The sequence below is a fragment of the Roseibium alexandrii DFL-11 genome (assembly GCF_000158095.2).
Lineage (GTDB): Bacteria > Pseudomonadota > Alphaproteobacteria > Rhizobiales > Stappiaceae > Roseibium > Roseibium alexandrii.
Map to the genome: position 1 here is coordinate 5184876 of NZ_CM011002.1, position 26385 is coordinate 5211260.

The window sequence follows — 26385 nt, forward strand, 5'->3', positions numbered from 1 at the left end:
TAACATGCGAACGCACAAGGCTGCGCCTTGCATTTCGGGCGAAAAGCGCGAGAGGCCACCGCCAAAATAAAGGAGAGTTACATAGGCCGCCGATCGTCAGGCAATGTCGACGTAGTAGGCGATGCCTTCGTAACTGAACTGACCCATCGTCTGGACGCTGTCTCTTTCTGCATCAACCGCAGTGTAGAAATGGTTGCCGGTCTCGGTGTTGAAGAACCGGTACAGCGCAGTGCTGCTTGCCGTATCACCAGCATAGGCCTGATATGCAATTCCCTCGTAGACAAAGGCTGCATTATTGTTGGTGACGTCTTCCCGTTCGGCTTCGCTCGATGTGTAAAAGTGCGTTCCGGTCTGGGTGTTGTAAAAGCGGTAGACGTTTACAAGGCTGGACAGGTCCGTGCTGGAGTTTGCGGACAGAAATGCCACCCCTTCGTAAGAGAAGGAGGACGCGTTGGCGATGACAGTATCCCGTTCCGCTGAGCTGGCGGTATAGAAATGCGTCCCGGTGTCTGTGTTAAAAAATCGGTAGATTGCATTCTCAACGGTGGTCACGACCGGCGTCGTTGTCGTCGTTGTGTCCATGTAAACGTCGTTGCTGGCGATGTTGGATGTCAGCCAGTTTTCGTGCCCGGCAACCGACGCCGCGGCCGCGCTGGTCGAGACAATGCCGACCACACTGACGTCGCTGCCGCTGCCGGTGAAGATCGGACCGCCACTGTTGCCTGAATTGATTTCCAGGAAACCGGTGTCGACATAGTTGTCGACGACATCCTTGTAGGCATAGCCGCTGTCGAAGGTCAGGTTGTTATCGTAGCGCCCCGGAAATCCGAACACGCTGACATTTCCGCCCGTGTAGCTGTAGTTGATCCCGAACCAGCCATAGATATCGCCAGCAGCCTCGCTGAGAGAGAGGAGAGCGATATCTTTCTCCGCCCCGCCGAGCGTAAAGGCCTGATTGTCGCCGCTGTAGATCAGCCCGTCATTATCGGGGTCGAAATCGGTATAATAGTTGTAATAGGCGGGCGTATAGAAGGTCGGATTGGACTCATCCGGGTCGTAGGAGAAATAGATCTTCACCTCATCCGCCAATCCGCCGAGCGTCGTGTCGTAGATGGAGTGGCTGGCGGTGAGAACGTCGTTGCGCCCGACAAGAACACCGGAACTGACAAAAGACTGGCTGCCCCAGGTGGCGACAATAAAGGCAACGGCCTGTCCTGGATAACTGTCGTCGTTCGCTTCAAATGACATGTCTTGGTCCGGTTAAGTCTGCTGATGGTTCGGGTTGCACCGTTGTATGAACCCGGCAACGCGTCTTTTCTTCCCGATGAGGGCGTCATGCCCGCGCCTGCGCGTGTCTTTTACTGAGTATAGCGCGGGTGTTAACAATCGCTGTAATCTGAAACACAGTTTTTACGTTGCGGGATCTGTTCAGGGGCGTTTTTTTGGCCGTTCACATGATCGTAAACGTCAACCGGATTGGATTTGCGTCAGACCATGTGCCCTGGGCAAATTTCCCCAGATTGTCCGGCCCGATGCAAATAGTTGAGGTGCACGCCGTTTTTGCCTTTATTAAACCGCAATTCTCCGCTATAGAAACTGTTATCGATATTGCTGACGAACTTTGTATCTGCGCAGGCGACTGTGAACTGAACGATCTTCCCTCTCAACGTCGACTTCACGCACGGACCGCGCATTGTGGAACGGGCATTCTTCTATGACCGATTGAAAGGGCATCGTTATGACCATCGGTACAGTTAAATTCTTCAACTCCACCAAAGGCTACGGCTTCATTCAGCCGGAAGATGGCAGCAACGACGTGTTCGTCCACATCTCCGCTGTTGAGCGCGCCGGCTTGGCAACTTTGAACGAAGGTGACAAGGTCAGCTTCGAAGTTGTTCAGGACCGCCGCTCCGGCAAGTCTGCAGCCGACAACCTGTCCGCTGCCTGATAAGTTCTGATCGTGCGGTGCGTCCACGGGACCCGCGGCGCGACCCTGATAAGACCATTGAAGGCCGGAGCATTCTTGCTCCGGCCTTTTTGTTTTCTCGCACCGGAAGGATCCGGGAAACATGCCAAAGCGAATGGACAAGGACAGCCTTTTCAAGGCGGTCCCGCAGACACCGGTGACCAAAGCCGAAATCACCAAAAAGGCAGCGCAGGATTTGGCGCATGCTGAAACCGAAGCTCGCCGGATCAAGACCGAAAAATTGAAGAAGGCCCGCCTTGAACAGGAAGTCAGCCGGCTGGCAGAAGCTGGCAGCAAGCCGAAGGGGAAATAGACAGCGGCTGTCTGTCTGCGGCTTACCACCGTCTGATCAGAAGAGGTTGGCTTGGGGGCATCGCGGCAGAGACGGTGCCGCGCAGATCCCACATGCGTTCTTGGTTTTGGCCGGTCGATCTGCTGAGTTTTTCCGGCAATATAGCCCTGCAACAAAAAGCCCGCCGCGAGATGTTCCTCCGGCGTTTTGCTCAAGATGCTTGCCGTTGGTCACAGGAGTGGCGAGGCGTGTCAGGCCTTGCCTGCGCAGCAGATGTAAAAATACGTTTGTCCGGCAAAGGCTGGTCCGCCCCGCCCGGGCCTTCAGGAGGATCTGGCTTGCTCTTCAACGGACCAGCGGGAGAATTGTCTCGTGTTCCCGTGTCAGGTGAGCACCTAGTTTGGTGAATTTGAAATTCGCCTTATCAAGTTGGCGTCTTCCGTAGCGAATCTCAAATTCGAAAACCACATTAGAAACATATGCTTGCTTGTCACTTTTTGAAGCTGAAGTTTGTTCTGAGCAGGCTGGAAACTGAGACGAACTTCAGGTTCAGTGATGAGCCCTCCACAGTCGCCGGCGTTTTTGAGGCGCGGCGGCAACTGCCTGCCGCCGTCTCGCCCGGATCCTTGTCCGGTGCGCGGATCGCTAGAGCATCGGGCATTTTGTTGAAAACGCCCAAAGATGCTTGGCCACTTTAGAAGCGATCAGCTTTGGGTGTTCAATCGATCGCGATTTAACGCCCGCTGATCTACCCCGCCGGCCCAGACCGGCCCGGCCTGCTCCCTTCTGCGGGACGGTCCCCCGGAAAGCCCAAGTGAGCCGGCACGCAAGAAGTATACGGGCAGGGGCAAGAGGCGTGGATAAGATTTCTTTGTGTCAGGAGGGATCGCACTTGCCGTCCCGGACTTGATCCGGGACCTGTTTCACTAGCGTTGGTCTCTGACCTGGGTAGCTTGTCCGCGACCCGATCCAGAGGGCCTTCCCCTTGGTCCCGGCTCGGAGGCCGGGACGGCGTAGAAGGCACGTCCTCGCCACATCCTCTGCCGTCATCCCCGACTTGATCGGGGATCCAAGCGGTGAGGTGCTCACCCGATCAGCAGTGCTTGTGACGAATGAACCGCATGGATCCTCGGGTCACGCCCGAGGATGCCGGAGTGGGTGGCGAGGCCTTGCCACACGCCCAGCCGTCACTGTGGAGCGAGTTTCCGGGTCCCCATATCCGTAGAACGACAATGGATAGGCACCGCCCGGCCACACTCTCTACCATCACCCCGGACCCGATCCGGGTCCTACTCGTTTCCAGAGAAGCTAAGATAATGTGCGGCCAAAACCCAACCCACCGGCGTCATACCCGCCCCGTGAAATTTACATGCGCGGGGATCCATTGGAACCTGAGGGCTGAGAAAGGGAGACTGCGCAGCGGCCCGGCCGACCCTCAAGCTGTTCTCTAGATCAGCGGGAGTTTCAATAAAAACGCTCGATGCTCTGGCCAATGCCGAGCGGTGGATTGGATCCCCGCACAAGGCGGGGATGATCGCTGAGAGGTATGCTACCGCCCCGGCCGCCCACTCTTCTTCGGTCTTCCCCGCCGCTTCTTTTCGTCTGCCGGATCTTCATAAGACCCAGCGCCGATCTTGCCGCGCGGGGAAAGATGCGGGGCGTCTTCGGCTTGAACAATCGGCGTTGGTTTTTGCGGCAGAGGCCCTTTGGTCTGTGGGACTTCCGTGCGGCCGACGGTCATTTCGTCGAGGCTCGGCTTGTGAACCTTTGATTTGGCTTTGGCTGCTCGGTCCTTCGCCGTTTCCTTCTTCTTGCCGGAGGCGCCTTCCTTGGTGCCGCCGGCGCCGAATTTCTTGTCGCCCTGGTAGCCGCCGGTTTTTTGGTCGACATTGGATTGCCGGGCCATGGCGTCGTCGGCGACGGCCAGTTCGGTTTCCTGCAGGCGCTTGACCTCGTCGCGCAGGCGGGCGGCCGTCTCAAAATCGAGATCGGCGGCGGCATCGCGCATCTGTTTTTCCAGATCCGAGATATGCGCTGCAAGATTGTGGCCGACCAGCGAGCCTTCCTCGGCGAACCCGGCATCGACCGTAACATGGTCCTGCTCGTAGACGCTTTGCATGATGTCGCCGATGGAGCGCTTGACGCTTTCCGGCGTGATGCCGTGCTCTGTATTGTAGGCGAGCTGCTTGTCGCGGCGGCGGTTGGTCTCGGCAATCGCCCGCTCCATGGAGCCGGTCATGTTGTCAGCGTAGAGGATGACCTTGCCGTCCACGTTCCGGGCCGCGCGGCCGATGGTCTGGATCAGCGAGGTCTCGGAGCGCAGAAAGCCTTCCTTGTCTGCATCCAGGATCGCAACCAGCGCGCATTCGGGAATGTCGAGGCCCTCGCGCAGCAAGTTGATGCCGACCAGCACGTCGAAGGCGCCCAGACGCAGGTCGCGCAGGATCTCGATGCGCTCCAGCGTGTCGATGTCGGAGTGCATGTAGCGCACACGAACGCCGTTTTCGTGGAGATATTCGGTCAGGTCCTCGGCCATGCGCTTGGTAAGCGTGGTGACCAGCGTGCGGTAGCCCTTCTGGGCGACTTCGCGGACTTCGCCCAGAAGATCGTCGACCTGGCTGCCGGCAGGCCGGATTTCCACCGGCGGATCGATCAGGCCGGTCGGGCGGATAACCTGTTCGGCGAAGACGCCGCCCGCCTCTTCCATCTCCCACGAGCCGGGCGTCGCCGACACCGCAACGGATTGCGGCCGCATGGCGTTCCATTCCTCAAAGCGCAGCGGCCGGTTGTCCATGCAGGACGGCAGGCGGAAGCCGTATTCGGCCAGCGTCGCCTTGCGCCTGAAGTCGCCCCGGTACATGGCGCCGATCTGCGGAATGGTCACGTGGCTCTCGTCGGCGAAGACGAGGGCGTTGTCCGGTAGATATTCGAACAGGGTGGGGGGCGGTTCGCCCGGCTTGCGCCCGGTCAAGTAACGTGAATAGTTTTCGATGCCCGCGCAGGACCCGGTCGCCTCCAGCATTTCCAGATCGAAGATCGTGCGCTGTTCCAGCCGCTGGGCTTCCAGCAGGCGGCCATGGGCGTTCAGCTCTTCCAGACGGCCTTTCAGTTCGGCCTTGATCGACTTGGTTGCCTGCTGAAGGGTGGGCTTCGGTGTGACATAGTGCGAGTTGGCGTAGATCTTCACCGACTTCATGTCGCCGGATTTCTTGCCCGTTAGCGGATCGAACTCGGTGATCTGTTCGATCTCGTCGCCGAACAGGGAAATCCGCCACGCCCGGTCCTCATAGTGCGCTGGAAAGAGTTCAATCGTGTCTCCGCGGACGCGAAAGGTGCCGCGCTGGAACGCGGCATCGTTGCGCTTGTACTGCAGGGCGACCAGATCGGCGATCAGCTGGCGCTGGTCGATGCGCTCGCCGACCTCAATGGCAAAGGTCATCGCCGTATAGGTCTCGACCGAGCCGATACCGTAGATGCAGGAGACGGAAGCGACGATGATGACGTCATCGCGTTCCAGCAGCGCGCGGGTGGCAGAGTGGCGCATCCGGTCGATCTGCTCGTTGATCGAGCTTTCCTTCTCGATATAGGTGTCGGTGCGCGGGACGTAGGCCTCCGGCTGATAATAGTCGTAGTAGGAGACGAAATACTCGACCGCGTTGTCCGGGAAGAAGCTCTTGAACTCGCCGTAAAGCTGGGCCGCCAGCGTCTTGTTCGGCGCCAAGATCAAGGCCGGGCGCTGGGTGCGCTGGATGACCTGCGCCATGGTGTAGGTCTTGCCCGAGCCGGTGACCCCGAGCAGCACCTGGGTCTGCTCGCCGGACGTGATGCCACCCACAAGTTCGGCAATCGCGGTTGGCTGGTCGCCCTTCGGCTCGTACTCGGAGGCCAGGTTGATCGGGACGCCGCCTTCGGATTTTTCCGGCCGGTCCGGCCGGTGTGGCACCCAGAGTTCGCCATTCTTGTGCAGCGGGTTGCCGCTTTCGATCAGGGCCGACAGGGCCTCGACGGTCGCGGTTGCGCCCTGCTTGCCGCCGAGCTCGCCATAGCGGCCATCGGCGGCGGATTTCTTTTTGTTGTCCTTTTTGTGCTGCTTGAGTTTGGCCTCGAGTTCCTCGGCCTCCTCCAGCGACATGTCCAGCCCGGCCACCGGATTGAGACCCCCGGCAGCCCGCTCGCGCGCCGTGTCCGCCTTGCCCATACTTGTTCCGCGCGCGGATTTGGCTGGTTTCTCCTTTTTTGCGCTCGCGGCCCGACGCGCTTTAGCGCTGGCCTGCGCGGGCGCGTCCTGACCGGACGACGGCCCGTCGGCCTTGCCTTCGCTTGGCTCCGGATATGTCCCACGTGCCTTCGCGCCCTTGGGCGACAGCTTCGCCTTGCGGCCTTCTTCGACATTGGCGGTAACAGACCCGTCCCCTCCGGCCCGCTCGCGCTCCTTCGAGGAAGTCCGGGCCGTGCGCGTGGACGAGCCGGGCGCGCCAGGTGCCAGCTCTGCGAGCTTCGACGGGTCCTTGATCTTGGATTTGGAGGGGGGCGTCGGCTTCTCTGCTTCCTCGGCAATCTCAGCTGCCCAGTCGGATATCGACCCGGACAGGGGCGCGCCGGACAGAGGTTTTTGGGGCGCTTCGCCGAAACCGTCCGGCGTTTGCGGGGCAGGCGTTGTCGGATCTTCAGCGGAGGATTTCGGGGGACGTTTGCTCATGGGCTGCAATATGGTCCGACTCTCCGGCCGAGAAAACCCCTGCGTTGCGGCTTTGTTCCAGTTTCTCAGACTTCTTGCCAGTCTCCTGACAGAAGGGTGTCAGGAAGCCGCCCTCACTCACCCCTTGGATACCGCTGGCCGTCTTCGACTTCGTTGAGGTCCATGTGGTTGCGCATGTAGCGCTCTGAGGCTTTTTGGAGGGGCTGGTAGTCCCAGGGGAAATAGGCGCCGTTGCGCAGGGCTTCGTAGACGATCCAGCGGCGGGCTTGCGATTGGCGGACCTCGGCGTCAAAGGCGGACATGTCCCACTTTTCTCCGATCTTTGTTGCGAACGACGCAGCGACCTCTGCATGGGTCGGATCATCGGCCAGATTGGTCTGTTCGTTGGGGTCGTCCGCGAGGTTGAACAACTGGGGCGGATCGAGGTCGCAATGGATGTATTTCCAATTCCCCTCCCGGATGCCGACCAGAGGCGCGTAGGAGGCTTCGGCGGCGTATTCCATGAGTACCGGTTCGGCCCGAGCCGCGCCTTTGGCCAATGGGACAAGGCTGGTGCCGTCCGTCCAGGGCATGATCTCGCTCATGTCGATGCCGGCGAGATCGCAGACCGTCGGCAGGACATCGAGGGTGCTGACGGGGGCGGTTTCCAGATGGGGTGACAGGTCCTTGTCGCAGATCATCAAGGGCACACGGGAAGACCCTTCGAAGAAGGTCATCTTGAACCACAGGCCGCGCTCGCCGAGCATATCGCCGTGATCGGAAACGAAAAGGATTGTGGTGTCGTCCGCCAGATCCATGGCCTCAAGGGCTGCCAGGATTTCGCCAATCTTGTCATCGAGATAAGAGATGTTGGCGAAATAGGCCCGGCGCGAGCGGTGGATGTCATCTTTGGTAATGTTAAAGCTGCGCCAATCATTGGCATCGAAGATCCGTTTGGAATGCGGATCGTGATCCTCATAAGCCTTGGCCGGAACCTCCGGCAACAGCTGATCGCAGTCCTCATAGAGATCCCAGTATTTCTTGCGGGCGACATAAGGGTCATGCGGATGGGTGAAACTGACCGTCAGGCAGAAAGGGCGGTCGTATTTGCCGCGGCCGTAATCATAGATCTTGCGTATCGCCTGAAAGGCGACGTCGTCGTCATACTCCATCTGGTTGGAGATTTCCGAAACGCCGGCGCCGGTGACGGACCCCATGTTGTGATACCACCAGTCAATCCGCTCTCCCGGTTTGCGGTAATCCGGTGTCCAGCCGAAATCGGCCGGGTAGATGTCGGTGGTCAGACGCTCCTCGAAGCCGTGCATTTGGTCGGGTCCGACGAAGTGCATCTTGCCCGACAGGCACGTGGTGTAGCCCGCCCGCCGCAGATGGTGCGCGTAGGTCGGAATGTCGGATGCAAACTCTGCGGCGTTGTCATAAACACCGGTCCTGCGCGGCAACTGACCGGACATGAAACTGGCCCGCCCCGGGGCGCACAGCGGAGAGGCCGTGTAGCTGTTTTGAAACCGGACAGAACGCTCGGCAAGTGCCTTCAGATTTGGAGCGTGCAGGAAATCCGCCGGCCCGTCGGGAAACAAGGTGCCGTTCAGCTGATCGACCATCAATATCAGGATGTTTTTCTGTTCGGCCATATTGTTTCTCCGAGCTTACGAAAGGTCATGAAAGAAACTTGTCCGTTATTTTGATTGAGCGATCAATCAAATCCGACCGGTGTTTGTGTCATTTGGACTCGGCGAAGCGAGATCCAGCATCTGATGAGAGAGCGGTGCCCGCTCAGAAATGATAGAATTTCGTGTCGGAACGGAGGATGTTTTTACCACCTCTCCTATTGTTTGCCCGATTTGCAGAGCGTTGCGCTTCCGGCGATGCGGGAGTTAAAGATATATTTGCGCAGGCTATCAAGCCGCTGCGACGTCCTTGAGGAACCTGTCAATCCGTTGAGTGACACCATCGAGTTCCCGAGTGGCCTCATCCGCGATGGATTCAACCTGTGCGGCGGACTGGCTGGTTTCACCGGAGCCGCGGGAAAGATCTCCGATTGTTTCCGAAACGCTGGCCGTTTGACCGGCTGCCTGTGTCACTCCGGAAGAGATCTCGGAAGTGGCACCAGCCTGCTGCTCGACGGATGCTGCCATGGCAGCTGCGGTTTCGTTGACCTCGTCCATCATGGTCATGATTTCTGTAATCGCTGCCACGACGGCTTCTGTGGAACCTTGGATTTCCGAGACCTGACCGGAAATCTCATCGGTTGCCTTCGACGTCTGCGTCGCCAGTTCTTTGACTTCCGCGGCGACCACGGCAAAGCCTTTGCCTGCATCGCCGGCGCGTGCGGCTTCAATTGTCGCGTTGAGAGCCAGAAGGTTGGTTTGTTCCGCAATATCCTGAATGAGTTGGATCACGGCACCGATCCGTTCAGCTGCGGCCGACAATCCCTTGATCTGATCATTGGACGTCCGGGTCGCTTGGGTCACGTCTTCAACTCGGCCGAGGGTGGCGTTGACTTGCCGCCCGGCTTCTTGGACGGAGGCTGAAAGTTCCTCCGTTGCAGCCGCAATCGTCTGGACGTTGTCACTTGCCTGGCTTGAGGCATGGCTGACGTTTTCGCTTTTGTCCGTTGTCGAGCGGGCAATACCAGTAAGATGTTCGGCCGTGTCTTCGAGCTGCCGCATGTTGCCATTGACGGAGGTCAGGGCGGCTTCAATATCAGCTCTGAACTCGGTAACCAGTGCATCGACAGACTGCTGGCGTTTGAGCGCGGTTTCTGCATCGCGCTGGGTCTGTTGCTCCAGTGCGACACGCTCCACTTCGCGATCCCGGAATGTGCCGACCGCGCGGGCCATGTCTCCGATTTCGTCTTTTCGGCTATTGGCGGCCAGGTCGAGGTCGGTTTGACCCTCTTGCAATTGGCGCATGGCGTTGGTGAGGGACCGGAGCGGACGAATGATGGCGCCTGACAAGAGCACGACAAAACCAACGCCAATGACCAATGCCACCAGCAAGGCGACGGAAATCTGTGTCCGGGCGGTGGCGGCGGAGGAGACGGCGGTCAGGCCCGCGGCGCGGCTTATGGTGCTTGCCTGTTCGCTCAGCGCCGAAGCTGCAGTTGCAAATTGGGCTTGCCCGGCCTTCTGTGCATCGCTGTTCGTGACGACATCCGCAAAGGTTGAGCGCAGGACCGGCAGCGCTTCACCTCCGGCTGTCACAAGCGTGTTCAAAGGCCCGTTCAAAAGATCCAGAAAGGCCTTGTCAGATGTGGATTGAAGGGATGACTGGCGAATGCCTTCCAGAGCGTCCAGCTGGGTTTCGGTTTCGCCGAGATAAGTCTGGAAGGCGGCACTCGATGCTTCTGAGGACGTGGTCAGGTACTCCGCATATGCACTGCGCACGCCAAGGACATTGCGGGCCACGCCTTGCGTGAAATTGGAGAGGAGCGCGATGTCCGCGGTTGCTTTGTCGAATCCACGCAATTCCGCTGTCAGCTCCTCAATCGGAGCTTCAGCTTCTGTAATGATGGTTGTTGTCAGGCCGACGAGTTGTTCAACAGCCGGCTGGAAGGTTTCCGACCAAACCGCTGCGGTCCCGTCGCTGGCACCAGCCTTTAGGTGCGCTTTGATTTGTTTTTCAAACGCTTTGCCCGCCTTGGTGAGATCCTTGACGGAGGCTCTGAGCGTTTTTGTCTTCACTGTACGCCGGACAGCTTTTGCGTCCTTGTCCAGCGCCTTGACACGCTCAGAAAGGGCTTTGGCGTTTGCCTTGTCCGGTGCGTTGACAAAGGCTTTGGTTTCCTGCGCCAGAACGATCGCGGCGATCCGCATGTCCGCAAGACGCGGGGCGACCTTGGAAAGGTTGTTCATCTTGCCTTCGTTGTTGAGAGCAAGACCAAGGCGGTAAGCTTCCAGCGCCTTGTACTGTTCAAACACCTCGTTGGTCGTTTCGACCAAGCCAGATGTCAAAACATCAAGATTTGCAATTGCTTCATCACGCGCGCTTCGCGTGGTTTTCAGGTTGCGGAAGCTTTCTTCCAACTCGCTCACGGAAAGGGTCAGGCGCTGGGCGGCCTCTGGTTTGTTTCGGGCCAGTTCGTCGCTGCTTGCAGATAAGTTGTCGATGCTCGCTTCAACCACATTGGCCGTCTGCTCAGTGCCGTTGCGCCCGAATGCTTCTGCGCCTGTAAGCAGTGGCGGGATATCTCCCAGAAGATCACTTGCCGCTTTTGAAGTCGTGACGGACTCTTGAACCTGGCTTGCGGCCAGGTATCCGCCGGCACCAACACCGACGGAGCACAAGAGCATTGCACCAAAGCCGATCTGAAGTTGTGTTTTGATCGGCCAGTTCAAGAACGACATATTCGGCAAGCGCATTGGGCGGGCCCCAGTCCAGTCTGAAAACGCCTGCAAGTGTGCCGGAATGGATTTAACAAGATCCGAATTTTACGCAATTTTGCTGCGTATTTGACGAGTTTTTCTGGTGTACGGGTTTCTACCCAAGCGCGAATTTCCTATTTCCGGCTGCTGGTTGTGTCCGAGTGCCCAAGATCCTTGTCCGGCCACAGCAAGTCGCGAAGCCGTTGTTTCAGGATTTTGGCTTCCGGAAACCCGCCGTCGGTTTTTCTGTTCCAAACCGGAGTGCCGTCACATTTGATGGTGAAAGTTCCGCCTGTGCCGGGAACGAGGGTGACGGCGCCCACTTCTTCAGAAAAAGTCGACAGGATTTCCTGCGCCATCCAGGCAGAGCGCAGCAGCCAATTGCATTGGCGGCAATAGGTGATGATGATATGGGGCGCGGGGATATCCTGCATGGGTCCTCGTTCAGTTCTACGGTCAGACGTCAAAGGCTCTTCTTGCCACATTCCTCCATAATGACACCAGCCGGCCAATCAACGGTTTTGGATAAGGTTATGCAGAGCAATCCGGACCTCCGGGCTGTTCTTGGAGAGGTTCTGTCTGCAGAGCGGAAGGATGGTCTGAGCAATCAGGTTTTGCGGATCACGGCCCAGAAGGGCGTGTTCTTTCTGCGTATCGGTCAGGCCGGATCTGAAGCACTGGTTGATCGGTTTGCAGAGTCCCACAATTTGCAATTGGCCGCTGATCTGGGCGTTGCCGTTCCACCCGTGTTCATGGATCCAGACAGCGGACTATTGCTTACGCGGGCTCTTGAAACCAGGCTGGCCGGGAAAACAGACTTTCCGGACAAGCTTGGACAAGAGCTCGCCCGGCTCCATAATTCAAAGCTGCGGTTTGAGGGGGAGATCAATCCGCACAAGACATATGCGGCGCTTCGGAAACGGATCTCTGAGGCACTTGATAGCTATCCAGAAATGTCGCTGTCGAAGGATGTTTCGGCGATCGTCCCTAAGCTCGAACGGCTGATGGCAGATGTGGGGGTGCAAAACCAACCGGTGCTGGTGCCGAGCCATGGAGACTTGTCTGAAGGCAACTGCCTGCTGGCCAACAACCGTCTGTGGCTGATCGATTGGGAATTTTCCGGCATGGCGGACCCTTGTTGGGATCTTGCTTATGCCATCCAGGAAATCGGATTTGATGCGGATGATGAGCGGCGGTTTTTGAATGCTTACGAATCCGGACAACACCAACACATTAACCGGGCCGCTTTGGAGGCCATGAAAGCGCGGTGTGACGCCATTTCAGCTCTATGGGCGGTTGTTCAGCTTATTGACAGGCGTGACCCGGCGACATTCGGACCCTTTGCTCTTGAACGCGCGGCCCGTGCCCTGAAACAGAAACCGGTATAGGAGACGTATACGACGTCACTGTACTGTCTAATTGATCGTATCGGTTCCAGGGGCTGAGAGGCAGGCGCTGTAAAGCTGGTTCATGCGTGTTTGCAAATCCGGGTCCTGGGGGCTGCCGAGCAGCGGTTGCCAGATGTTTTCTGATTTCAAGCCATCAAGCGTGCATCGGCATGCGGCAACGCAAAGTGCCTCGTTCCCGATGCTTGTTGCGCAGCTTTGCGCACAATTGGTCTGAAAGCTGCGGCTGGTTCGGTCCATGTTTGGGCCCAGAAGCGTAACACTCCAAACCAGACCATAAAGAAGCGGTTGATGCAGAAGATAGATTGGCAGGGAATGGCGGCCCATCCATCTGAGCGCCCGGCCTGATAGACTACAGAATTCCATCTGTTTGAGGCGTTCCATGGCGGCGGATCGGCGAATGGCCTTTGACAGCGCCACACCTAACAGTGTTGCTCCGGTCCACGGCGCGAGAGGGACATAATCGACGCTGGGCATAGCCGGGGTGCCAAGGCCTGTCCAGATCCACATATCACCATCAAACACACTCGAGGATGCCCAGTTCGGCAGTGTCAGGATGACTGCGCTAGCAACCAGAGCGTAGACCAATGGCATTCGCGTGAACGGTAGAGCGATCAGACTCGAAACAGCAATACAATGCAGAATGCCGAACCGGACAAAGCTGTCTCCAAAGGCAAAGTAGGTGCCGATCGACACACAGGCTGCGGAAGCGGCGATAAGCGCAAAGCGTTTCCAGAAGGAGCGCCAACGGATCTCCTTATGATGCGCGAGGTCCAGGCTGATCCCAACCAGGATCATGAAGCTGGCGGCGATCGAGACGGCAAATGCGCGCCAACTTGGAGCCCCTCCGACATCCCAGTCAACTAAGGCAAACCACGAAAGATCCCAAGAAAAATGGTAGATCGCCATGGCAACAATTGCCACGCCGCGGACCAAATCAAGAACGGCAAGGCGGCCGGTCTCTGTCCGGGGCATGTTGCCTGATGGGCTGTTGAATGAGGGTTGTGTCATGGCTTCCGGTTAACGTTTGTCCATGACCAATTATCTGAAGGGCTGGAGATGCAAGTTGCTCGGAGTGTTCGACCGAGGCAACCCTAACTGTTGAATGCCATGATCAAAGTCGTGACCAGTGCGGCCGCCCCGAATATCGCCCCAACGAACGGCCAGGGTGACGGTCTCTGCGTCGCAAAGATTTCCTGATTGACCGGATCACGCAGCATTCACACCACCCCTTGATCACCACCACTGCGCCTGAGGTTGCTGCATAAATCCCGCGGCGAAAAGATGGTAAACAATATCTAAAGGTGTTTTCCCAAGGAAAACGCCAAGCTGTGGACTGCTCGAAAAGGACCAGGAATACGGATTGACATGGGCCAAGCCGCTGGCCTGCCGAAAGGTTTTCTGGCGGGGAGGGCTTACAGGGAAAGGGAATCCAGACCGGCTTCCAGGTGATCCGCGAGCATCGGCATGCCAAGCAGATAGGAAGCGGTTGAGCCGACTGCCCGATCCTTGGCTTCTTGAACTGCTTGCGAAAAGTCTTCTGCCTCGAAATCCCCCCGGCCGATCCAGGTTATGGCGACAAGCTCGGCAGCTTCGTCGACGTTCAGATCTTCCAAGAGCTCACGCAATTCCTCATCGGAGAGGTTGTCGCTTTCTTCTTCTGCCAGACCGTCGTGGCCATGAGCTTCTTCAAGGGTGTCGGCGTCAAACTCGACGTCCCCTTCATGGCCATCTTCAAACGTATCGGCAGAGGTTTCTGCAACCGCGCGGGCCTTTTGCGCCAGCATCCGTACGGTATCAGCCGAAAGAGAAAGATCGATGTCCATGGCAGCCTCCGAAAAACTGACTTCTTTATCGATCCACTTTTGTCCGTTGGCAATGGCCATGGCCTAATTTCCTGTTTCTCAAGTATTTTAACAGGAGGTCCTTATGGCATTGCGCTTGGAACCTCCAGACCGGATGACTGTATCTGGAGGTCCTGTTCATGGCCTTGATCGGTGTCAACGCGCTGGTGGCATCAACCTGGACCCAAAGAACTTATTTGCCTACTTCGGAATGCAGCGGATGTGTCAGGGCAGGGATGGTGGTGCCCGGTGTTGTCATGTCTCTTGCCTCAGATCCCGCAATAGCGGCGGCTGCGGTCAGGATTGCCGCCAAGAATATGCCGAGACAAATAGCCTGCAACAGGGGGCGGGCGTCCTGCAGGTCCCTGGACCTTTTCCGGTCTGCCGTCTGGATCTCGGGATCCTGGGTTTTATAATCAGCTGATTTTGCGTGTGTGTGTGTCATGACAGCCTGTCTTTTTCTTTGGAACTGGGGGCTGCAAATCGTGAAGGCGGTTAGTCCTTAAGATCGCGGAACAGGCGGGTGCCGAGCATCCGGGTCAGTTGCGCCATTAAGATCAGCGCCAAAAACGGCAAAGCGGCCGCTGGTTCAGGAACAACGGCCAGCAACGTCAAAAGCACTGCTGCCGACCCGAACAATATCGCCAGTATGGCGATATGGCGGTCTTCGCTATGGTGTTCAGATTTCTGGGTGCGTTCCAACATTCTGGCCTCCGCAGTTTCAACGGATGCACATTCCAATCAAATTACGCCGGGAGACCGTCTGCTCTTGGGCTTTGCTGGTGCCATTTCATGACATTTGTGGGGCGCTGCAAATCACCCGTTTTTTGCGGTTGGATGTTCCCAAAATAAGTGAGCAATAAAAGCGCAGTGCTTTCAAAGAAATCACTGCATAAATTACTGATGCATTTAAATAAAGTTAGACTTTATGCGTTCCATTTTATGGTTTGTTTGCACTTTTTTTCGATACTGCGGACAGGGTAGGTAATCGGTAGAGAGTGCAGACGGCTATGGTGGTCAAAGCAGCGCAGAACGCGTTGACACAAAGCAAGGATGACAAGCCAGCAGAACAAGAACTTGAGACGAAAGTTTCAGAGGACACACCTGCGCTTGCCTTGGCTGGGCTCCAGTTTTTCGTTGCTGATATCTCTCAAAAAACAATCCTTTGGCATGAGATCGGCAGTCAGAGCTTCCATAGCGAGGTCAAGGACCTGCAGGAGGCGCCGTCGAACCTCGCCCTGCGCAACTTGTCACCGGAAGACAGGAAAACGATCTTGCGCCTGATCCAAGGCGCCATCCGCGATGGGGTCGCCGGGCCGTTTGATGTCGGCGGCGGACCGGATCACCGGATCCCCGGTATCCCGATCGTTGCTCACCGCTATGAGTTGGTCGACGGACGGATCGTTGTCATCTGTTTCCCGTCGATTGGCGAAGACGAAAACCCGGGCCGCATTGTTCTGGGGCTTGCACCGATCCTGCAGCACTTTGTTGCCTCTTCAAACCGGGTGGTGCTGCTTATCGACAATTTCGGTTACGTACGCTTTGCGAGCGACGGCTTTGTTAAAACCTTTCAGATCGAGGATGCCCGACTGATCATCGGCCGTAATATCGCGCACATCCAAAAACGCGTTGGCCGGACCATTGTTTCCCTGGCGCTGGGCGCATTGACGCGCCGGGCGAGTGCGTCTGGCCGCGGCAAGTTCCTGCTGGCCTCCAACGATGCCATCGAGCTGACCTATGAAGCGATGCACTTCCGGATCGGGGGAACGGTTGGAGGCGTTCTATTTTCCGCAGGCCGGATCGGCGGTGATGTCGATTTTCTCAAAGTCTTTGAAATCTGCAGCGCGCCAATGCTGGTGATCAACACAAAGTCGAAGATGATCATTGCTGCCAACAAGGCGGCGATGAAGACCTACCACCTGACCAACGAAATCATGGACAGCAAGCCGGTCACGGAAATTCTGTTTCATCCGAACAATTACTCTTCCTTGCTTGGTGCGGCACAGTCAGAAACCGAAATCCCGATGTCGATCCCGGTCAATATCCTGAACGGCCAGACAAAGAAGAAACGCTTCCGCGCAATGCTTGTCGACAAGGACAGCAAGGAACCGAAACTGGTCCTGGAAACCCGCAGCTGATCCTTCTCAGCCTGCGATCGAAGCGATTGCCTTTATTTTTGCCGTTCTAGGCCTTCATGCCCTTGTCATGATGGCCCAGCGGATCTAGGGTCCGCGCGCTAACTTTCCCGTTTCCCCCTGGAGGACATTATGGGCTTTCTTGCTGACGCATTGGCGCGAGTTCAACCATCTGCGACCATCGCCGTCACCAACAAGGCACGCGAGCTGAAAGCCGCAGGCCGCGATGTGATCGGTCTCGGTGCTGGCGAGCCGGATTTCGACACCCCGGAAAACATCAAGGCGGCCGCGATCAAGGCCATTAATGACGGCAAGACCAAGTACACGGCCGTCGATGGTATTCCGGAGCTGAAGGCCGCCATCGCCGAAAAATTCAAGCGGGAAAACGGGCTCACTTACGAAACCAATCAGATCACTGTTGGAACCGGCGGCAAGCAGGTGCTCTACAATGCTCTGGTTGCGACCATCAATCCGGGGGATGAGGTCATCATCCCGACGCCGTACTGGGTCAGTTATCCGGATATGGTCCTCCTGGCTGGCGGCGAACCGGTCATCGTTGAAGCCGACAAATCCACCTTCAAGATCACGCCGGAAGCGCTCGATGCTGCCATCACATCGCGCACCAAGTGGCTGATCTTCAACTCGCCGTCCAACCCATCCGGGGCCGCTTACACGGAAGCTGAACTGAAGGCGCTGTGCAACGTTCTGGTCAAACATCCGCATGTCTGGATCATGACCGACGACATGTATGAGCACCTGGTCTATGACGATTTTCGGTTCACGACACCGGCCCAGGTCGAGCCGTCGCTTTATGACCGCACGCTGACCGTCAACGGCGTGTCGAAGGCCTATTCCATGACTGGCTGGCGGATCGGCTATGCCGGTGGCCCGGCCGACTTGATCAAGGCCATGGCCAAGGTTCAGTCCCAGTCGACCTCCAACCCGAACTCGATCGCACAGTGGGCCGCGGTTGAAGCGATTTCCGGTACGCAGGATTTCATTCCGAAGAACAATGAAATCTTCAAAGCGCGCCGCGATCTCGTTGTTTCCATGCTGAACCAGGCAAATGGCATTACCTGCCCGGTTCCGGAAGGCGCGTTCTATGTCTTCCCGTCCTGCGCTGGAACCATCGGCAAGACCACTCCGTCCGGCAAAGTCATCGAGAACGACGAAGACTTCGTGACCGAACTCCTGGAAACTGAAGGTGTTGCGGTTGTTCACGGGTCGGCCTTTGGCCTCGGTCCAAACTTCCGGATTTCCTACGCAACATCCACGGAAGCCCTGGAAGAAGCCTGCACCCGCATTCAGCGCTTCTGTGGCAACCTGAAATAAGTTCGGTTGCTTTTCGGCATCCAAGGGCGGCTCCGGTCGCCCTTTTTGTTTGGCTCACTCTGACTTTGACCAATCAGGCTTTTCTTTCTCGAAGGGCGCGCATAGGCTGAAGTCGTTTCTATGTGCTTTGGAGGCTGGCTTGGCTGTTCTTCTTCCGCTTTGGCAACGATTGCTGATCACTGTGGCCGCCATGTTCGCGGTGAGTTTTGTTGTCAGCCTGCTCTGGTCATCGTTGCTCGGCTGGGCCATACCCGGCTATGTGTCCGGCGTGGTTGGAGGTGTGACGGCTCTGCCGGTCTGGGAATTCTTGAAGCGGATCCGCCCGAGCCACTAAAGGCTGATCAACTTGACCTTTGCTAGGCAATCTATGCGGCGAAAAATCGATTGTGCTGCTGCGTATTTACGATCAGCGCTTGTGGCCGTAATCTGATTGCATAACGAGCGAGGCACACGGCATGCAAACCCAACAAAAACGATGGCTGACCGACCTGATGGAAGGAGTGCCGTCAATCGTTTTCATTCTTTTATGGCGCCAATCGGGGGATCTGGAATTCGCCGGCTGGGTTGGTTCTGCACTGTGCCTCATGGTTTTGGGTGCCCTAATCGGTATGAAGGTTCGGATGCATCCAATCCTGATGGGCGTCAACATTCACATTTTATTGGCAACGCCGCTGATTGTGGGTCTGTTCCGGCTCGGGTTTGACGGTGTGGGAGACGTCCTTGCCGAATATGCGTATGGGGGCGTTCTGGTGACCGTTTTTGCTGTCGGTTTCGCCCAGATGCTGTTTTCGCGGTCCCGATTCGCTGCATTGGAGAATGTCACAGACCGTCTGCAACTCGTCTTTTCCGCCGTCTTACTTGCTATCTGCGCCTGCGGGGCCGTTTGGGCGCTGATGACCCCGGGCAGCCGTTTTGTGCCGGTGGTGGTGACGATCGCAGCTTTGATAATCGGCCGGAATTTCCTCCAGGCGCGTTTGTCAGATAAAAGTGCGGGCGCGGGAGTTCTGGTTACAGGTTCTGCGGCAGCGCCGGGAACATCCCAGGATGTTCAGGCCTGAGCCCTAGTTCTGGCAAGCCGAATTTGCGCCGGGACAAGACGAGAGTGTGTTTGTCCGGGTGTTGTTGCGGTTGATCTGCTGTGTCCGGTTCAGCCGATTGTTGCTGTCGATTCTTTGCTGGGTCGAGAAATTGTTCTGCTGACGATTGAGGTTCTGATTGAGCTGTTGTTGCGCGGACGGCCCGAGCGTTGTGCCGGGTTGGATTACGCCGCGCGGCTGAACTGATTGCGCCTCTGCGACACTGCTGCCAGAAAACAATAGCCCCGCTGAAACAATCGTTGCACCAAACGCCGACAAGACAGTCCTGGCCATTAGCAACATGTTTATACCTCTCATTCCATCTCGTGCCCGCGGATCAGTATGAGTGGAGCTGCGCGCAACACCAACTTAAATCGCGAATTGAAGCATTTCGGTGACCGGACGAGCGAAAGGTGCCGGTTGGTAGCGCCGAATGCGCCACCTGTTTGCTGCGGTGCAGGGTAAGATTTCCTTGCGTTTACCCCGTCTCGGGCGCGACGATAGTTTCCCGCCCTTGATTGAAGGGCCATGACGAATATCAAGCCCGGTGCTTTCCGGGTTTTTGGCCTTCGATCCCATCCGGGCGAGACGCGGCGGGCCCGCGTCCTGAACCGCCGGCCGTGCCGCGTTTTAACGAGGATATCCTCGGGCAAACGGGAGGCTAAGTATGGCAAACGCCAACAATGGACAGGCAAACTCCAGCGGCAGGGAACCGCGCTGCGTGGCTTTGGTCGGACCCTTTGGCAGCGGTAAGACCAGCTTGCTGGAGGCGATCCTGGCGCGCACGAACAAGGTGGACCGGCAGGGTAAGGTGTCAGACGGAAACACCATTGGTGATGGTTCGGCTGAAGCCAGGGCTCATGGGATGAGCGTGGAGCTCAACTTCGCGGATGTGGAATACCTCGGCGACCGGTTCAATTTTATCGATTGTCCGGGATCAGTCGAGTTTTTGGGAGAAATGGACAGCGCCTTGTCCGGTGCGGATCTGGCTGTGGTTGTCGCCGAAGATGATGAGCGCAAGGTTCCAGCCTTGCAGCTGATCCTGAAAGCCCTTGAAGCCCGCGCCATTCCGCGGGTTTTGTTTTTGAACAAGATCGACAAGAGCACACGACGTGTTCGCGATGTTTTAAACTTGCTGCAACCGGCGTCAAGCGTCCCACTTGTTTTGCGCCAGATACCGATCTGGGAGGACGGTCAGGCCACAGGCTTCATCGATCTCGCCCTGGAACGGGCGCATGTTTATCATGAAAAGGAACCGAGCACCGAGATCGACATGTCGGATGAAGACCGGGCGCGCGAACATGAAGCCCGGTTCACGATGCTGGAGCATCTTGCCGATCACGATGATGACCTGATGGAAGCGCTGCTTGAGGACATTGCGCCGGACCGGGGTACAGTGTTCGCTGATCTCGTTGCGGAAATGCAGGACGGCCTGATTTGTCCGGTCTTCTTTGGCTCTGGAGAACATGGCAACGGCGTCACCCGCCTCTTGAAAGCCCTACGCCATGAGGTGCCTTCGGTTGACCGCCTCAAGGCGCGCCTTCTTGATGCCGCGCCCGAAAGCGCAATCCAAGTGATCAAGACGCTTCACACACAACATGGCGGCAAAGTCTCTGTGGCGCGCGTGTTGAGTGGCGCTCTGGCGGACAATGACAGCCTTTATGTGAACGGAACCACGGAAGCGAAGGTCTCGGGGCTGTTTTCCCTGTTTGGACAGCAATTGAACAAGATCTCCAAAGCGTCTGAGGGGGATCTCGTCGGCCTGGGGCGTTTGGAAGACGTTCAAACCGGTGATGTACTGAGCCTTCAGGGCAGCAAACTCCCAGCTCTGGACACTGCGGATACCAGGCGGCCGGTCCTGGCGACGGCGATTGAAGCCGGGCAGCGCAAGGATGAGGTTCGCTTGTCAGCTGCCCTTTCCAAGCTTGCCGAAGAAGACGGCTCCCTGACAGTGGCGCAGAACCAGATAACGGCTGAAACCTTGTTATGCGGGCAGGGTGAAATGCATTTGCGCGTCGCTCAGGAGCGTTTGTCTGGAAAATACGGGCTGGATGTCGCCGTGCATGCGCCGCATGTGCCTTATTCGGAAACGATCCGTGGTAGCGCGACGGCTCGCGGGCGTCACAAGAAGCAGTCCGGGGGTCACGGGCAGTTTGGTGACGTGGTTCTCGAGATTTCGCCACTGCCAAGAGGGGAAGGCATCCAGTTCACCGACCGTATCACCGGGGGCGTGGTGCCCAAGCAATACATCGCATCGGTGAAGGAAGGTGTTCTGGAAGCTTTGGGGCAAGGGCCGCTCGGGTTTCCTGTAGTCGACCTTTCGGTGTGTCTCATCGACGGGTCGTATCACTCGGTCGACAGTTCCGATCAGGCCTTCAAGATGGCAGGTATCCTGGCGATCCGGGAAGGCCTGTCCGAGTGCAAGCCGATCCTGCTGGAGCCAATACACAAGGTGGTCGTCACGTGTCCAAGTGATGCGACCGCCAGGATCAATGCCATTGTTTCGGCCCGGCGCGGACAGTTGCTTGGATTTGACGCCCGTCCCGGCTGGAGCGGATGGGATGAAGTTCAGGCGCTGATGCCAGAAGCTGAAATCGGTGACTTGATCGTTGATCTCCGGTCCGCGACGGCGGGAGTTGCCAGCTACACGGCAGAGTTCGATCATATGGCGGAGCTGTCGGGCAAAGCAGCTGACCAGGCGCTCCAGCGTTCGGGAAAACAGGCGGCGTAGAGAGCCGCGCAAGTGCAAAGTGTTGATCTGTCTCATTTGATTGTGTCTCCGTTCCCTTACTCTCAATATGGGAAGAGGCGCTGCCAAAGGAGGTGTTCAATGCTTGCGATCGAAAAACAGGAAGAGGACCGCGTCTTTGTTCATTTGTGCGGTCCTCTCAATGCTGACTTGATGCATGCCGGTTTGGAGGATCTCATCGAAGCCGCAGAAGATCTGACCAACGGCACGATGCTCTATGTCATTGATGATTTCGAATGGCCAACCGCAGGCGCGTTGGCTGTCGAATTCAAGATGATGCCGGACCTTCTGAAGCTTCTGGGTAAATTCCGAAAGTGCGCTGTCCTGTGTGATGCGGGTTGGATTCGCAAGGTCGCGGAAATCGAAGGGATGCTGATCCCGGGTCTGGAGATCAAAAGCTTCGTTTCAAAAGACCGGGAGGCTGCTGAAAACTGGCTAACACGAGCCTGACACTTGGCATCGGTCACTCGGGCGTTATTTGCGTTTGAACACACAATCCGGTCTTTCTACGTCCAGATTGGGAGTTTGACGATGAATATCTTGACCAAACGCAGTTGGGAATTGCCCGAGCGCGAAGCGACCCCAGAGCATGTCTTCTTGAACAGACGCCAGATCCTGGCGGGGCTTGCAGGGGGAGGTGCCTTGCTCGGAAGTGGACTTGGGATGAGGCCGGCCTTTGCGGAGGCAGACCCGAGCGCTGGGCTCTACCCGGTTCCACGCAATTCTACATTTACATTGGACCGGCCGGTGACCGATGAAGACGTGGCGTCGAAGTATAACAATTTCTATGAGTTTGGCTCACACAAGCAGATCTGGCCGGCAGCTCAGAACCTTGAGATCCGTCCATGGACTGTGATGCTGGACGGCCTCATCGACAATTCTCAGACGATTGATATCGACGCTCTTCTTGCTAAGATGCCTCTGGAGGAGCGCCTTTACCGACATCGGTGTGTTGAAGCTTGGTCCATGGCTGTGCCTTGGTCTGGCTTTCCGCTCGCCGAGTTGGTCAAACTGGCGGGACCGCAAACAGGTGCCAAATACCTTCGTTTCGAAACATTCCTCAATCCGGAAGTTGCCAGCGGTCAGAAACAGTCCTGGTATCCGTGGCCTTATGTTGAAGGTCTGACACTTGCGGAGGCCACCAATGAGCTGGCGTTCATGGCGACCGGGATCTATGGAAAACCGCTTGCCAAGCAGTTCGGAGCGCCGATCAGGCTCGTAACCCCCTGGAAATACGGGTTTAAGTGTATCAAGTCCGTGGTTCGGATCTCATTCACCGACAAGCGTCCGGTGAGCTTCTGGGAAGAAATCCAGCCGAAGGAATACGGTTTTTGGGCGAATGTGAACCCGTCGGTTCCACATCGGCGCTGGCCACAGGCAACCGAGAAACTGCTGGGAACGGATCAACGCCGAAACACACTGCTCTACAACGGCTACGAGGAGCAAGTCGCGGGTCTTTATAAAGACATGAGTGGCGAGCTTTTGTTTATGTAAAAAGGCGCTGCATCTGCTGTTTTTGCATCGAGACTATTAGCAATAGTCTCGATGCAAGTATGTATTACTGTATATTGAAGTTGTTAGCATTTTTGAACTAGGCTGATCATCGTCGCTTTTTCTCCAAGTGTGCTTTTGTGCGCTCAGAAAGGCTTAGATGGTCGTCGATTGGATCGCAAATATTGGCGCTCTTTCGCTAGGCGCCCTGGCGTTCTATTTTTTTGCGCGCCGCGATATCTTGCACGCGCGCCGGTCGGTAAGCGCGGCATTCCTTGGCGCGTTGTTTGGCCTCCTGTCCGTTCTGGTTGTGATGATGCCTGTCCATTTTGGCGATGGTGCCACGTTCGACACGCGTGCCGCGCCGGCGATTCTGAGTGGGTACTTCCTTGGGCCTTTCGGGGGGATAATCACGGCGACCATCGCTGGCGCTGCGCGTTATTGGGTCGGTGGCCCATTTGCGATTGGCGGCAGCCTCAGCCCGTTTTTTTATGCGGCTTACGGTGCCATTGTCGGGGCCTGCTGTCGTCATCGTGATCTCGGCCCGGGTCCCTTGCGGCTTTTGTCCATTGCGGTCGTCGGCACGCTTTTCGTCCTACCGTGTTTCTTTATCGATCAAGGCGTTGAAGTGGGGCTCCAGATCCTCGAAAACGCATGGTACTTGTTGCTTGTTGGAAACGTGGTCGGTGTAGTTATTCTTGGCCTGATGATCAGCGAGGCCAAGAAATTCTCCGTTGAGCACAAGGCTCTCAAGTCGACTCTCTTTTTAACCGATCTCGCCCGTTCATCTGCCGGAATTGCCGTGTGGCGTTTCGATATGGCTGCCAATCGTCTCACCTGGGACGATGCCATGTTCCGGTTGTTTGATGTTGATCCAGGGTCTTTCAACGGCGAATTCAACGATTGGGAGCGGACGGTTCATCCGGATGACATCGACGCAGCCCGTCGGCAATTCCTGGAGGCATATGAGAAGAAATCCGGGTTCGCCACCGATTTTCGCATCGTTCGCCGGGATGGCAGCATTCACTGGTTGGCCGCTCATTGTAGTTTTCTGGAGGACGACGATGGCAATGTAACGGAAGCCGTCGGGGTGAATTGGGATATCACAGACAGCAAGGAAATGGCTGACAGCCTTTTCGAGAGAGAAAAGGAAGCACGCCTTCGCTCAGAAGAGCTGGAGGTCACCTTGGCATCGGTCGTACAGGGCGTCAGTGCGTTTGATAAGGATGGCAGGTTGCATTTTTGCAATGACCGAGCCGGGGAGTTTACGGGGCTTCCGCCGGAAATGCTGGTGCCGGGAACGTCCTACCACGCCTACAACCAGTATCGGCAAGGCGCTTTTGTGACCGGGTTTCCAGGAGAAGCCACTAAAGCCGTTTCTGAGAGTGTTCAGCCTACTTCACACATACGCTCGTTGATCCACCTGTCCAACGGCCGGATTCTGTCTTTTTCCGCAGCTCCAATGCCGGATGGCGGGTGGGTGGAGACGTATGAAGATGTCACCGAAAAGGTTGTGGCAGATGAGCGTGTTAAAAAGGCCGCTGAAACGGATAACCTGACCGAACTGGCCAATCGATTGTCTTTCCGGGAGACTTTGGACCACGTCGTAGACATTGCCGGGGATGCCGATGAGGTGGCGTCATCCTTGTTGTTGATCGACCTGAATGATTTCAAGGCGGTGAACGACAGTCATGGCCACGTGGTTGGTGACCGTTTGCTGCAACATGTCGCGAATACGCTGAAAGCTGTTAGCGAAGGTGGCGATCTTGCTGCCCGTTTGGGCGGCGATGAGTTTGCGCTTGTGCTCAAGCCGCGCACGGAAGAGGACATCCGCGAGATTGCTAACGGTCTGTGTGCTGTTTTCGATCTGCCCGTTAATCTCGACGGACTCATGGTTCAGAGCGGGCTTAGCGTTGGAGTGGCTATCATCTCGGCGGATGGTACCGGTTCTGAAGAAACACTCTCACGCGCCGATTTGGCACTCTACAAGGCCAAACAGGAGAAAAGATCCGCATATCGTGTGTTCGACGCTGATATCGCAAAAGAAGATGCGGAGAGGAAGCGAACGAAGAACGCACTGATCCGCGTGGTGGAAAACCAGGGACTTGATGTTTTCTGCCAGCCGATCCTGAACCTGGAAACACATCGGGTTGATCACTTCGAGGCGTTGGTTCGTTGGCATCAGGGGGAGGAGAGTTATGTGCCCCCGTCCAATTTCATACCGCTGGCTGAAGAGATTGGCCTGATCGCGAAGGTTGGTGATTTTGTTCTGTCTGAAGTGCTGCGCTCGCTGGCAACCTGGCCGAACGATTACCGCGCCTGCGTAAACGTCTCGGTTCTACAGCTTGGCGATGGTCGATTTGTCGAACGAGTCCTTAATGGGCTCAAAGAGGCAGGAATTTCTCCGCATCGCCTGGAACTGGAGCTGACCGAGAGTGTCTTGATGTCCGCAGGCTCAGCCGCTCATGAGGATCTCAGAAAATTGCGAGATGCTGGTCTAAACCTGGCCTTGGACGATTTCGGCATCGGCTTCTCGTCATTTGGCTATCTGCAGGAACTGCCATTCAACAAGCTCAAAATTGACCGCAGGTTCGTTTCGGAAGTTGAAAAAGACGAGGGCAGTGCAGCGATCTTGAGAACGATTGCGGCGCTTGCTGACAATCTGGATATGAAGTCGACGGCCGAAGGCGTCGAAACGGCTCAGCAGTTGAGCGTGGTGACAGCTTGCGGATGCCACTACGGGCAGGGCTACTTCATCGGTCAGCCAATCCCGCTTGAGGATGTGCAACAGGCGTATTTCGAGATCCCTAAGGTTGCCAAGGCTGCGCTTAACGCTTGAGTGCGTTCATGTAGGCAAAAAAAAGCCGGGTCTCAAAAGACCCGGCAGTTTGAATTGATTCACTGTAACCAGTGGAATCACCTTCCAGAGGGGAACAGCTGGTCGAGGCATCACTGGGAGGAGGACGTGATGCCTGTGTGACCAACAGTGATGCTTATATGCAGTGCACAAGCTGCTTAAACAAGAGGCAGT

The 26385-nt window shown here is 56.8% G+C and carries 22 protein-coding genes; 11 read left to right on the forward strand and 11 right to left on the reverse strand.

All coding sequences use genetic code 11. From position 1 onward, the window contains the following. Window positions 1–96: 96 nt before the first annotated feature. On the reverse strand, window positions 97–1248 hold the full coding sequence (locus tag SADFL11_RS23935) for a trypsin-like serine protease (protein ID WP_008191753.1): 1152 nt from the start codon (window positions 1246–1248) through the stop codon (window positions 97–99). Window positions 1249–1738: 490 nt separating this feature from the next. On the opposite strand from SADFL11_RS23935, the gene SADFL11_RS23940 reads away from it, so the two are divergent. Together SADFL11_RS23940 and SADFL11_RS23945 are read left to right on the forward strand one after the other, a co-directional pair. Further along, entirely contained in the window at window positions 1739–1948 is a 210-nt protein-coding gene (locus SADFL11_RS23940) for a cold-shock protein (RefSeq protein WP_008192268.1), read from the forward strand. Window positions 1949–2069: 121 nt separating this feature from the next. Then, window positions 2070–2279, forward strand: coding sequence for a hypothetical protein (locus tag SADFL11_RS23945; RefSeq protein ID WP_040450891.1), 210 nt, complete (start codon window positions 2070–2072; stop codon window positions 2277–2279). A 469-nt stretch (window positions 2280–2748) separates the two neighbouring features. Here the strand turns inward: SADFL11_RS23945 and SADFL11_RS25500 are convergent, their stop codons facing one another. The 5 genes from SADFL11_RS25500 to SADFL11_RS23965 form a co-directional block, all read right to left on the reverse strand. Continuing rightward, the gene (locus SADFL11_RS25500) at window positions 2749–2919 is read right to left on the reverse strand and encodes a hypothetical protein (protein ID WP_008189485.1); all 171 of its coding nucleotides are present in this window, start codon (window positions 2917–2919) and stop codon (window positions 2749–2751) included. 888 nt (window positions 2920–3807) lie between these two features. Continuing rightward, window positions 3808–6957: an excinuclease ABC subunit UvrB gene (uvrB, locus tag SADFL11_RS23950; RefSeq protein WP_008195676.1), complete on the reverse strand. Its 3150-nt coding sequence runs from the start codon at window positions 6955–6957 to the stop codon at window positions 3808–3810. A 113-nt stretch (window positions 6958–7070) separates the two neighbouring features. Beyond that, window positions 7071–8588, reverse strand: a complete 1518-nt coding sequence (gene betC, locus SADFL11_RS23955) for a choline-sulfatase (protein WP_008193978.1) — start codon at window positions 8586–8588, stop codon at window positions 7071–7073. Window positions 8589–8855: 267 nt separating this feature from the next. After that, window positions 8856–11318, reverse strand: a complete 2463-nt coding sequence (locus tag SADFL11_RS23960; RefSeq protein ID WP_134853125.1) for a methyl-accepting chemotaxis protein — start codon at window positions 11316–11318, stop codon at window positions 8856–8858. 137 nt (window positions 11319–11455) lie between these two features. Next, window positions 11456–11755: an Rdx family protein gene (locus tag SADFL11_RS23965; RefSeq protein ID WP_040450889.1), complete on the reverse strand. Its 300-nt coding sequence runs from the start codon at window positions 11753–11755 to the stop codon at window positions 11456–11458. A gap of 99 nt (window positions 11756–11854) precedes the next feature. Between SADFL11_RS23965 and SADFL11_RS23970 the strand changes: the two genes are divergently transcribed. Beyond that, on the forward strand, window positions 11855–12709 hold the full coding sequence (locus SADFL11_RS23970) for a phosphotransferase (RefSeq protein WP_040450888.1): 855 nt from the start codon (window positions 11855–11857) through the stop codon (window positions 12707–12709). A gap of 27 nt (window positions 12710–12736) precedes the next feature. Here the strand turns inward: SADFL11_RS23970 and SADFL11_RS23975 are convergent, their stop codons facing one another. The 4 genes from SADFL11_RS23975 to SADFL11_RS23990 all read right to left on the reverse strand — a co-directional run bounded on the left by SADFL11_RS23975 (window position 12737) and on the right by SADFL11_RS23990 (window position 15276). Further along, window positions 12737–13738 carry an acetyltransferase domain-containing protein gene (locus SADFL11_RS23975; RefSeq protein ID WP_008191336.1) on the reverse strand — a complete coding sequence of 334 codons (1002 nt, stop codon included), beginning with the start codon at window positions 13736–13738 and terminating at the stop codon, window positions 12737–12739. 404 nt (window positions 13739–14142) lie between these two features. Further along, on the reverse strand, window positions 14143–14613 hold the full coding sequence (locus SADFL11_RS23980; protein ID WP_008196549.1) for a DUF3775 domain-containing protein: 471 nt from the start codon (window positions 14611–14613) through the stop codon (window positions 14143–14145). A gap of 151 nt (window positions 14614–14764) precedes the next feature. Further along, window positions 14765–15016 carry a hypothetical protein gene (locus SADFL11_RS23985; RefSeq protein WP_040450887.1) on the reverse strand — a complete coding sequence of 84 codons (252 nt, stop codon included), beginning with the start codon at window positions 15014–15016 and terminating at the stop codon, window positions 14765–14767. A 50-nt stretch (window positions 15017–15066) separates the two neighbouring features. Further along, the gene (locus tag SADFL11_RS23990; protein ID WP_008194487.1) at window positions 15067–15276 is read right to left on the reverse strand and encodes a hypothetical protein; all 210 of its coding nucleotides are present in this window, start codon (window positions 15274–15276) and stop codon (window positions 15067–15069) included. Window positions 15277–15581: 305 nt separating this feature from the next. Here SADFL11_RS23990 and SADFL11_RS23995 point away from each other — a divergent pair, with 305 nt between their 5' ends. From SADFL11_RS23995 to SADFL11_RS24010, 4 genes are all read left to right on the forward strand, one after another. Beyond that, window positions 15582–16709, forward strand: a complete 1128-nt coding sequence (locus SADFL11_RS23995) for a hypothetical protein (RefSeq protein ID WP_008195570.1) — start codon at window positions 15582–15584, stop codon at window positions 16707–16709. A 129-nt stretch (window positions 16710–16838) separates the two neighbouring features. Then, complete coding sequence (locus SADFL11_RS24000; RefSeq protein WP_008189220.1) at window positions 16839–18038, forward strand: pyridoxal phosphate-dependent aminotransferase; 1200 nt, start codon at window positions 16839–16841, stop codon at window positions 18036–18038. A 139-nt stretch (window positions 18039–18177) separates the two neighbouring features. Then, window positions 18178–18372 carry a hypothetical protein gene (locus tag SADFL11_RS24005; RefSeq protein WP_134853126.1) on the forward strand — a complete coding sequence of 65 codons (195 nt, stop codon included), beginning with the start codon at window positions 18178–18180 and terminating at the stop codon, window positions 18370–18372. 121 nt (window positions 18373–18493) lie between these two features. Continuing rightward, a complete protein-coding gene (locus SADFL11_RS24010) occupies window positions 18494–19096 on the forward strand; it encodes a hypothetical protein (protein ID WP_008188796.1) in 603 nt (200 codons plus the stop codon). 3 nt (window positions 19097–19099) lie between these two features. Here SADFL11_RS24010 and SADFL11_RS24015 read toward each other — a convergent pair whose 3' ends face one another. Next, window positions 19100–19432, reverse strand: a complete 333-nt coding sequence (locus tag SADFL11_RS24015) for a hypothetical protein (RefSeq protein WP_134853127.1) — start codon at window positions 19430–19432, stop codon at window positions 19100–19102. A 349-nt stretch (window positions 19433–19781) separates the two neighbouring features. Between SADFL11_RS24015 and SADFL11_RS24020 the strand changes: the two genes are divergently transcribed. The 4 genes from SADFL11_RS24020 to SADFL11_RS24035 all read left to right on the forward strand — a co-directional run bounded on the left by SADFL11_RS24020 (window position 19782) and on the right by SADFL11_RS24035 (window position 26193). Then, window positions 19782–21845, forward strand: coding sequence for an elongation factor G (locus SADFL11_RS24020; RefSeq protein WP_008194095.1), 2064 nt, complete (start codon window positions 19782–19784; stop codon window positions 21843–21845). Between the two features lie 99 nt (window positions 21846–21944). Next, window positions 21945–22313, forward strand: a complete 369-nt coding sequence (locus SADFL11_RS24025; protein ID WP_008190627.1) for a SpoIIAA family protein — start codon at window positions 21945–21947, stop codon at window positions 22311–22313. Between the two features lie 81 nt (window positions 22314–22394). Continuing rightward, the gene (gene msrP, locus SADFL11_RS24030) at window positions 22395–23357 is read left to right on the forward strand and encodes a protein-methionine-sulfoxide reductase catalytic subunit MsrP (protein ID WP_008195836.1); all 963 of its coding nucleotides are present in this window, start codon (window positions 22395–22397) and stop codon (window positions 23355–23357) included. Window positions 23358–23514: 157 nt separating this feature from the next. After that, window positions 23515–26193, forward strand: coding sequence for an EAL domain-containing protein (locus SADFL11_RS24035; protein ID WP_008195847.1), 2679 nt, complete (start codon window positions 23515–23517; stop codon window positions 26191–26193). Window positions 26194–26385: the final 192 nt, after the last annotated feature.

Excerpts from the sequence above, each read along its gene's own strand:
- SADFL11_RS23935 (WP_008191753.1), bottom strand. The coding sequence starts at position 1,248 with ATGTCATTTGAAGCGAACGACGACAGTTATCCAGGACAGGCCGTTGCC.
- SADFL11_RS23940 (WP_008192268.1), top strand. The coding sequence starts at position 1,739 with ATGACCATCGGTACAGTTAAATTCTTCAACTCCACCAAAGGCTACGGC.
- SADFL11_RS23945 (WP_040450891.1), top strand. The coding sequence starts at position 2,070 with ATGCCAAAGCGAATGGACAAGGACAGCCTTTTCAAGGCGGTCCCGCAG.
- SADFL11_RS25500 (WP_008189485.1), bottom strand. The coding sequence starts at position 2,919 with ATGCCCGATGCTCTAGCGATCCGCGCACCGGACAAGGATCCGGGCGAG.
- uvrB (WP_008195676.1), bottom strand. The coding sequence starts at position 6,957 with ATGAGCAAACGTCCCCCGAAATCCTCCGCTGAAGATCCGACAACGCCT.
- betC (WP_008193978.1), bottom strand. The coding sequence starts at position 8,588 with ATGGCCGAACAGAAAAACATCCTGATATTGATGGTCGATCAGCTGAAC.
- SADFL11_RS23960 (WP_134853125.1), bottom strand. The coding sequence starts at position 11,318 with ATGCGCTTGCCGAATATGTCGTTCTTGAACTGGCCGATCAAAACACAA.
- SADFL11_RS23965 (WP_040450889.1), bottom strand. The coding sequence starts at position 11,755 with ATGCAGGATATCCCCGCGCCCCATATCATCATCACCTATTGCCGCCAA.
- SADFL11_RS23970 (WP_040450888.1), top strand. The coding sequence starts at position 11,855 with ATGCAGAGCAATCCGGACCTCCGGGCTGTTCTTGGAGAGGTTCTGTCT.
- SADFL11_RS23975 (WP_008191336.1), bottom strand. The coding sequence starts at position 13,738 with ATGACACAACCCTCATTCAACAGCCCATCAGGCAACATGCCCCGGACA.
- SADFL11_RS23980 (WP_008196549.1), bottom strand. The coding sequence starts at position 14,613 with ATGGCCATTGCCAACGGACAAAAGTGGATCGATAAAGAAGTCAGTTTT.
- SADFL11_RS23985 (WP_040450887.1), bottom strand. The coding sequence starts at position 15,016 with ATGACACACACACACGCAAAATCAGCTGATTATAAAACCCAGGATCCC.
- SADFL11_RS23990 (WP_008194487.1), bottom strand. The coding sequence starts at position 15,276 with ATGTTGGAACGCACCCAGAAATCTGAACACCATAGCGAAGACCGCCAT.
- SADFL11_RS23995 (WP_008195570.1), top strand. The coding sequence starts at position 15,582 with ATGGTGGTCAAAGCAGCGCAGAACGCGTTGACACAAAGCAAGGATGAC.
- SADFL11_RS24000 (WP_008189220.1), top strand. The coding sequence starts at position 16,839 with ATGGGCTTTCTTGCTGACGCATTGGCGCGAGTTCAACCATCTGCGACC.
- SADFL11_RS24010 (WP_008188796.1), top strand. The coding sequence starts at position 18,494 with ATGCAAACCCAACAAAAACGATGGCTGACCGACCTGATGGAAGGAGTG.
- SADFL11_RS24015 (WP_134853127.1), bottom strand. The coding sequence starts at position 19,432 with ATGAGAGGTATAAACATGTTGCTAATGGCCAGGACTGTCTTGTCGGCG.
- SADFL11_RS24020 (WP_008194095.1), top strand. The coding sequence starts at position 19,782 with ATGGCAAACGCCAACAATGGACAGGCAAACTCCAGCGGCAGGGAACCG.
- SADFL11_RS24025 (WP_008190627.1), top strand. The coding sequence starts at position 21,945 with ATGCTTGCGATCGAAAAACAGGAAGAGGACCGCGTCTTTGTTCATTTG.
- msrP (WP_008195836.1), top strand. The coding sequence starts at position 22,395 with ATGAATATCTTGACCAAACGCAGTTGGGAATTGCCCGAGCGCGAAGCG.
- SADFL11_RS24035 (WP_008195847.1), top strand. The coding sequence starts at position 23,515 with ATGGTCGTCGATTGGATCGCAAATATTGGCGCTCTTTCGCTAGGCGCC.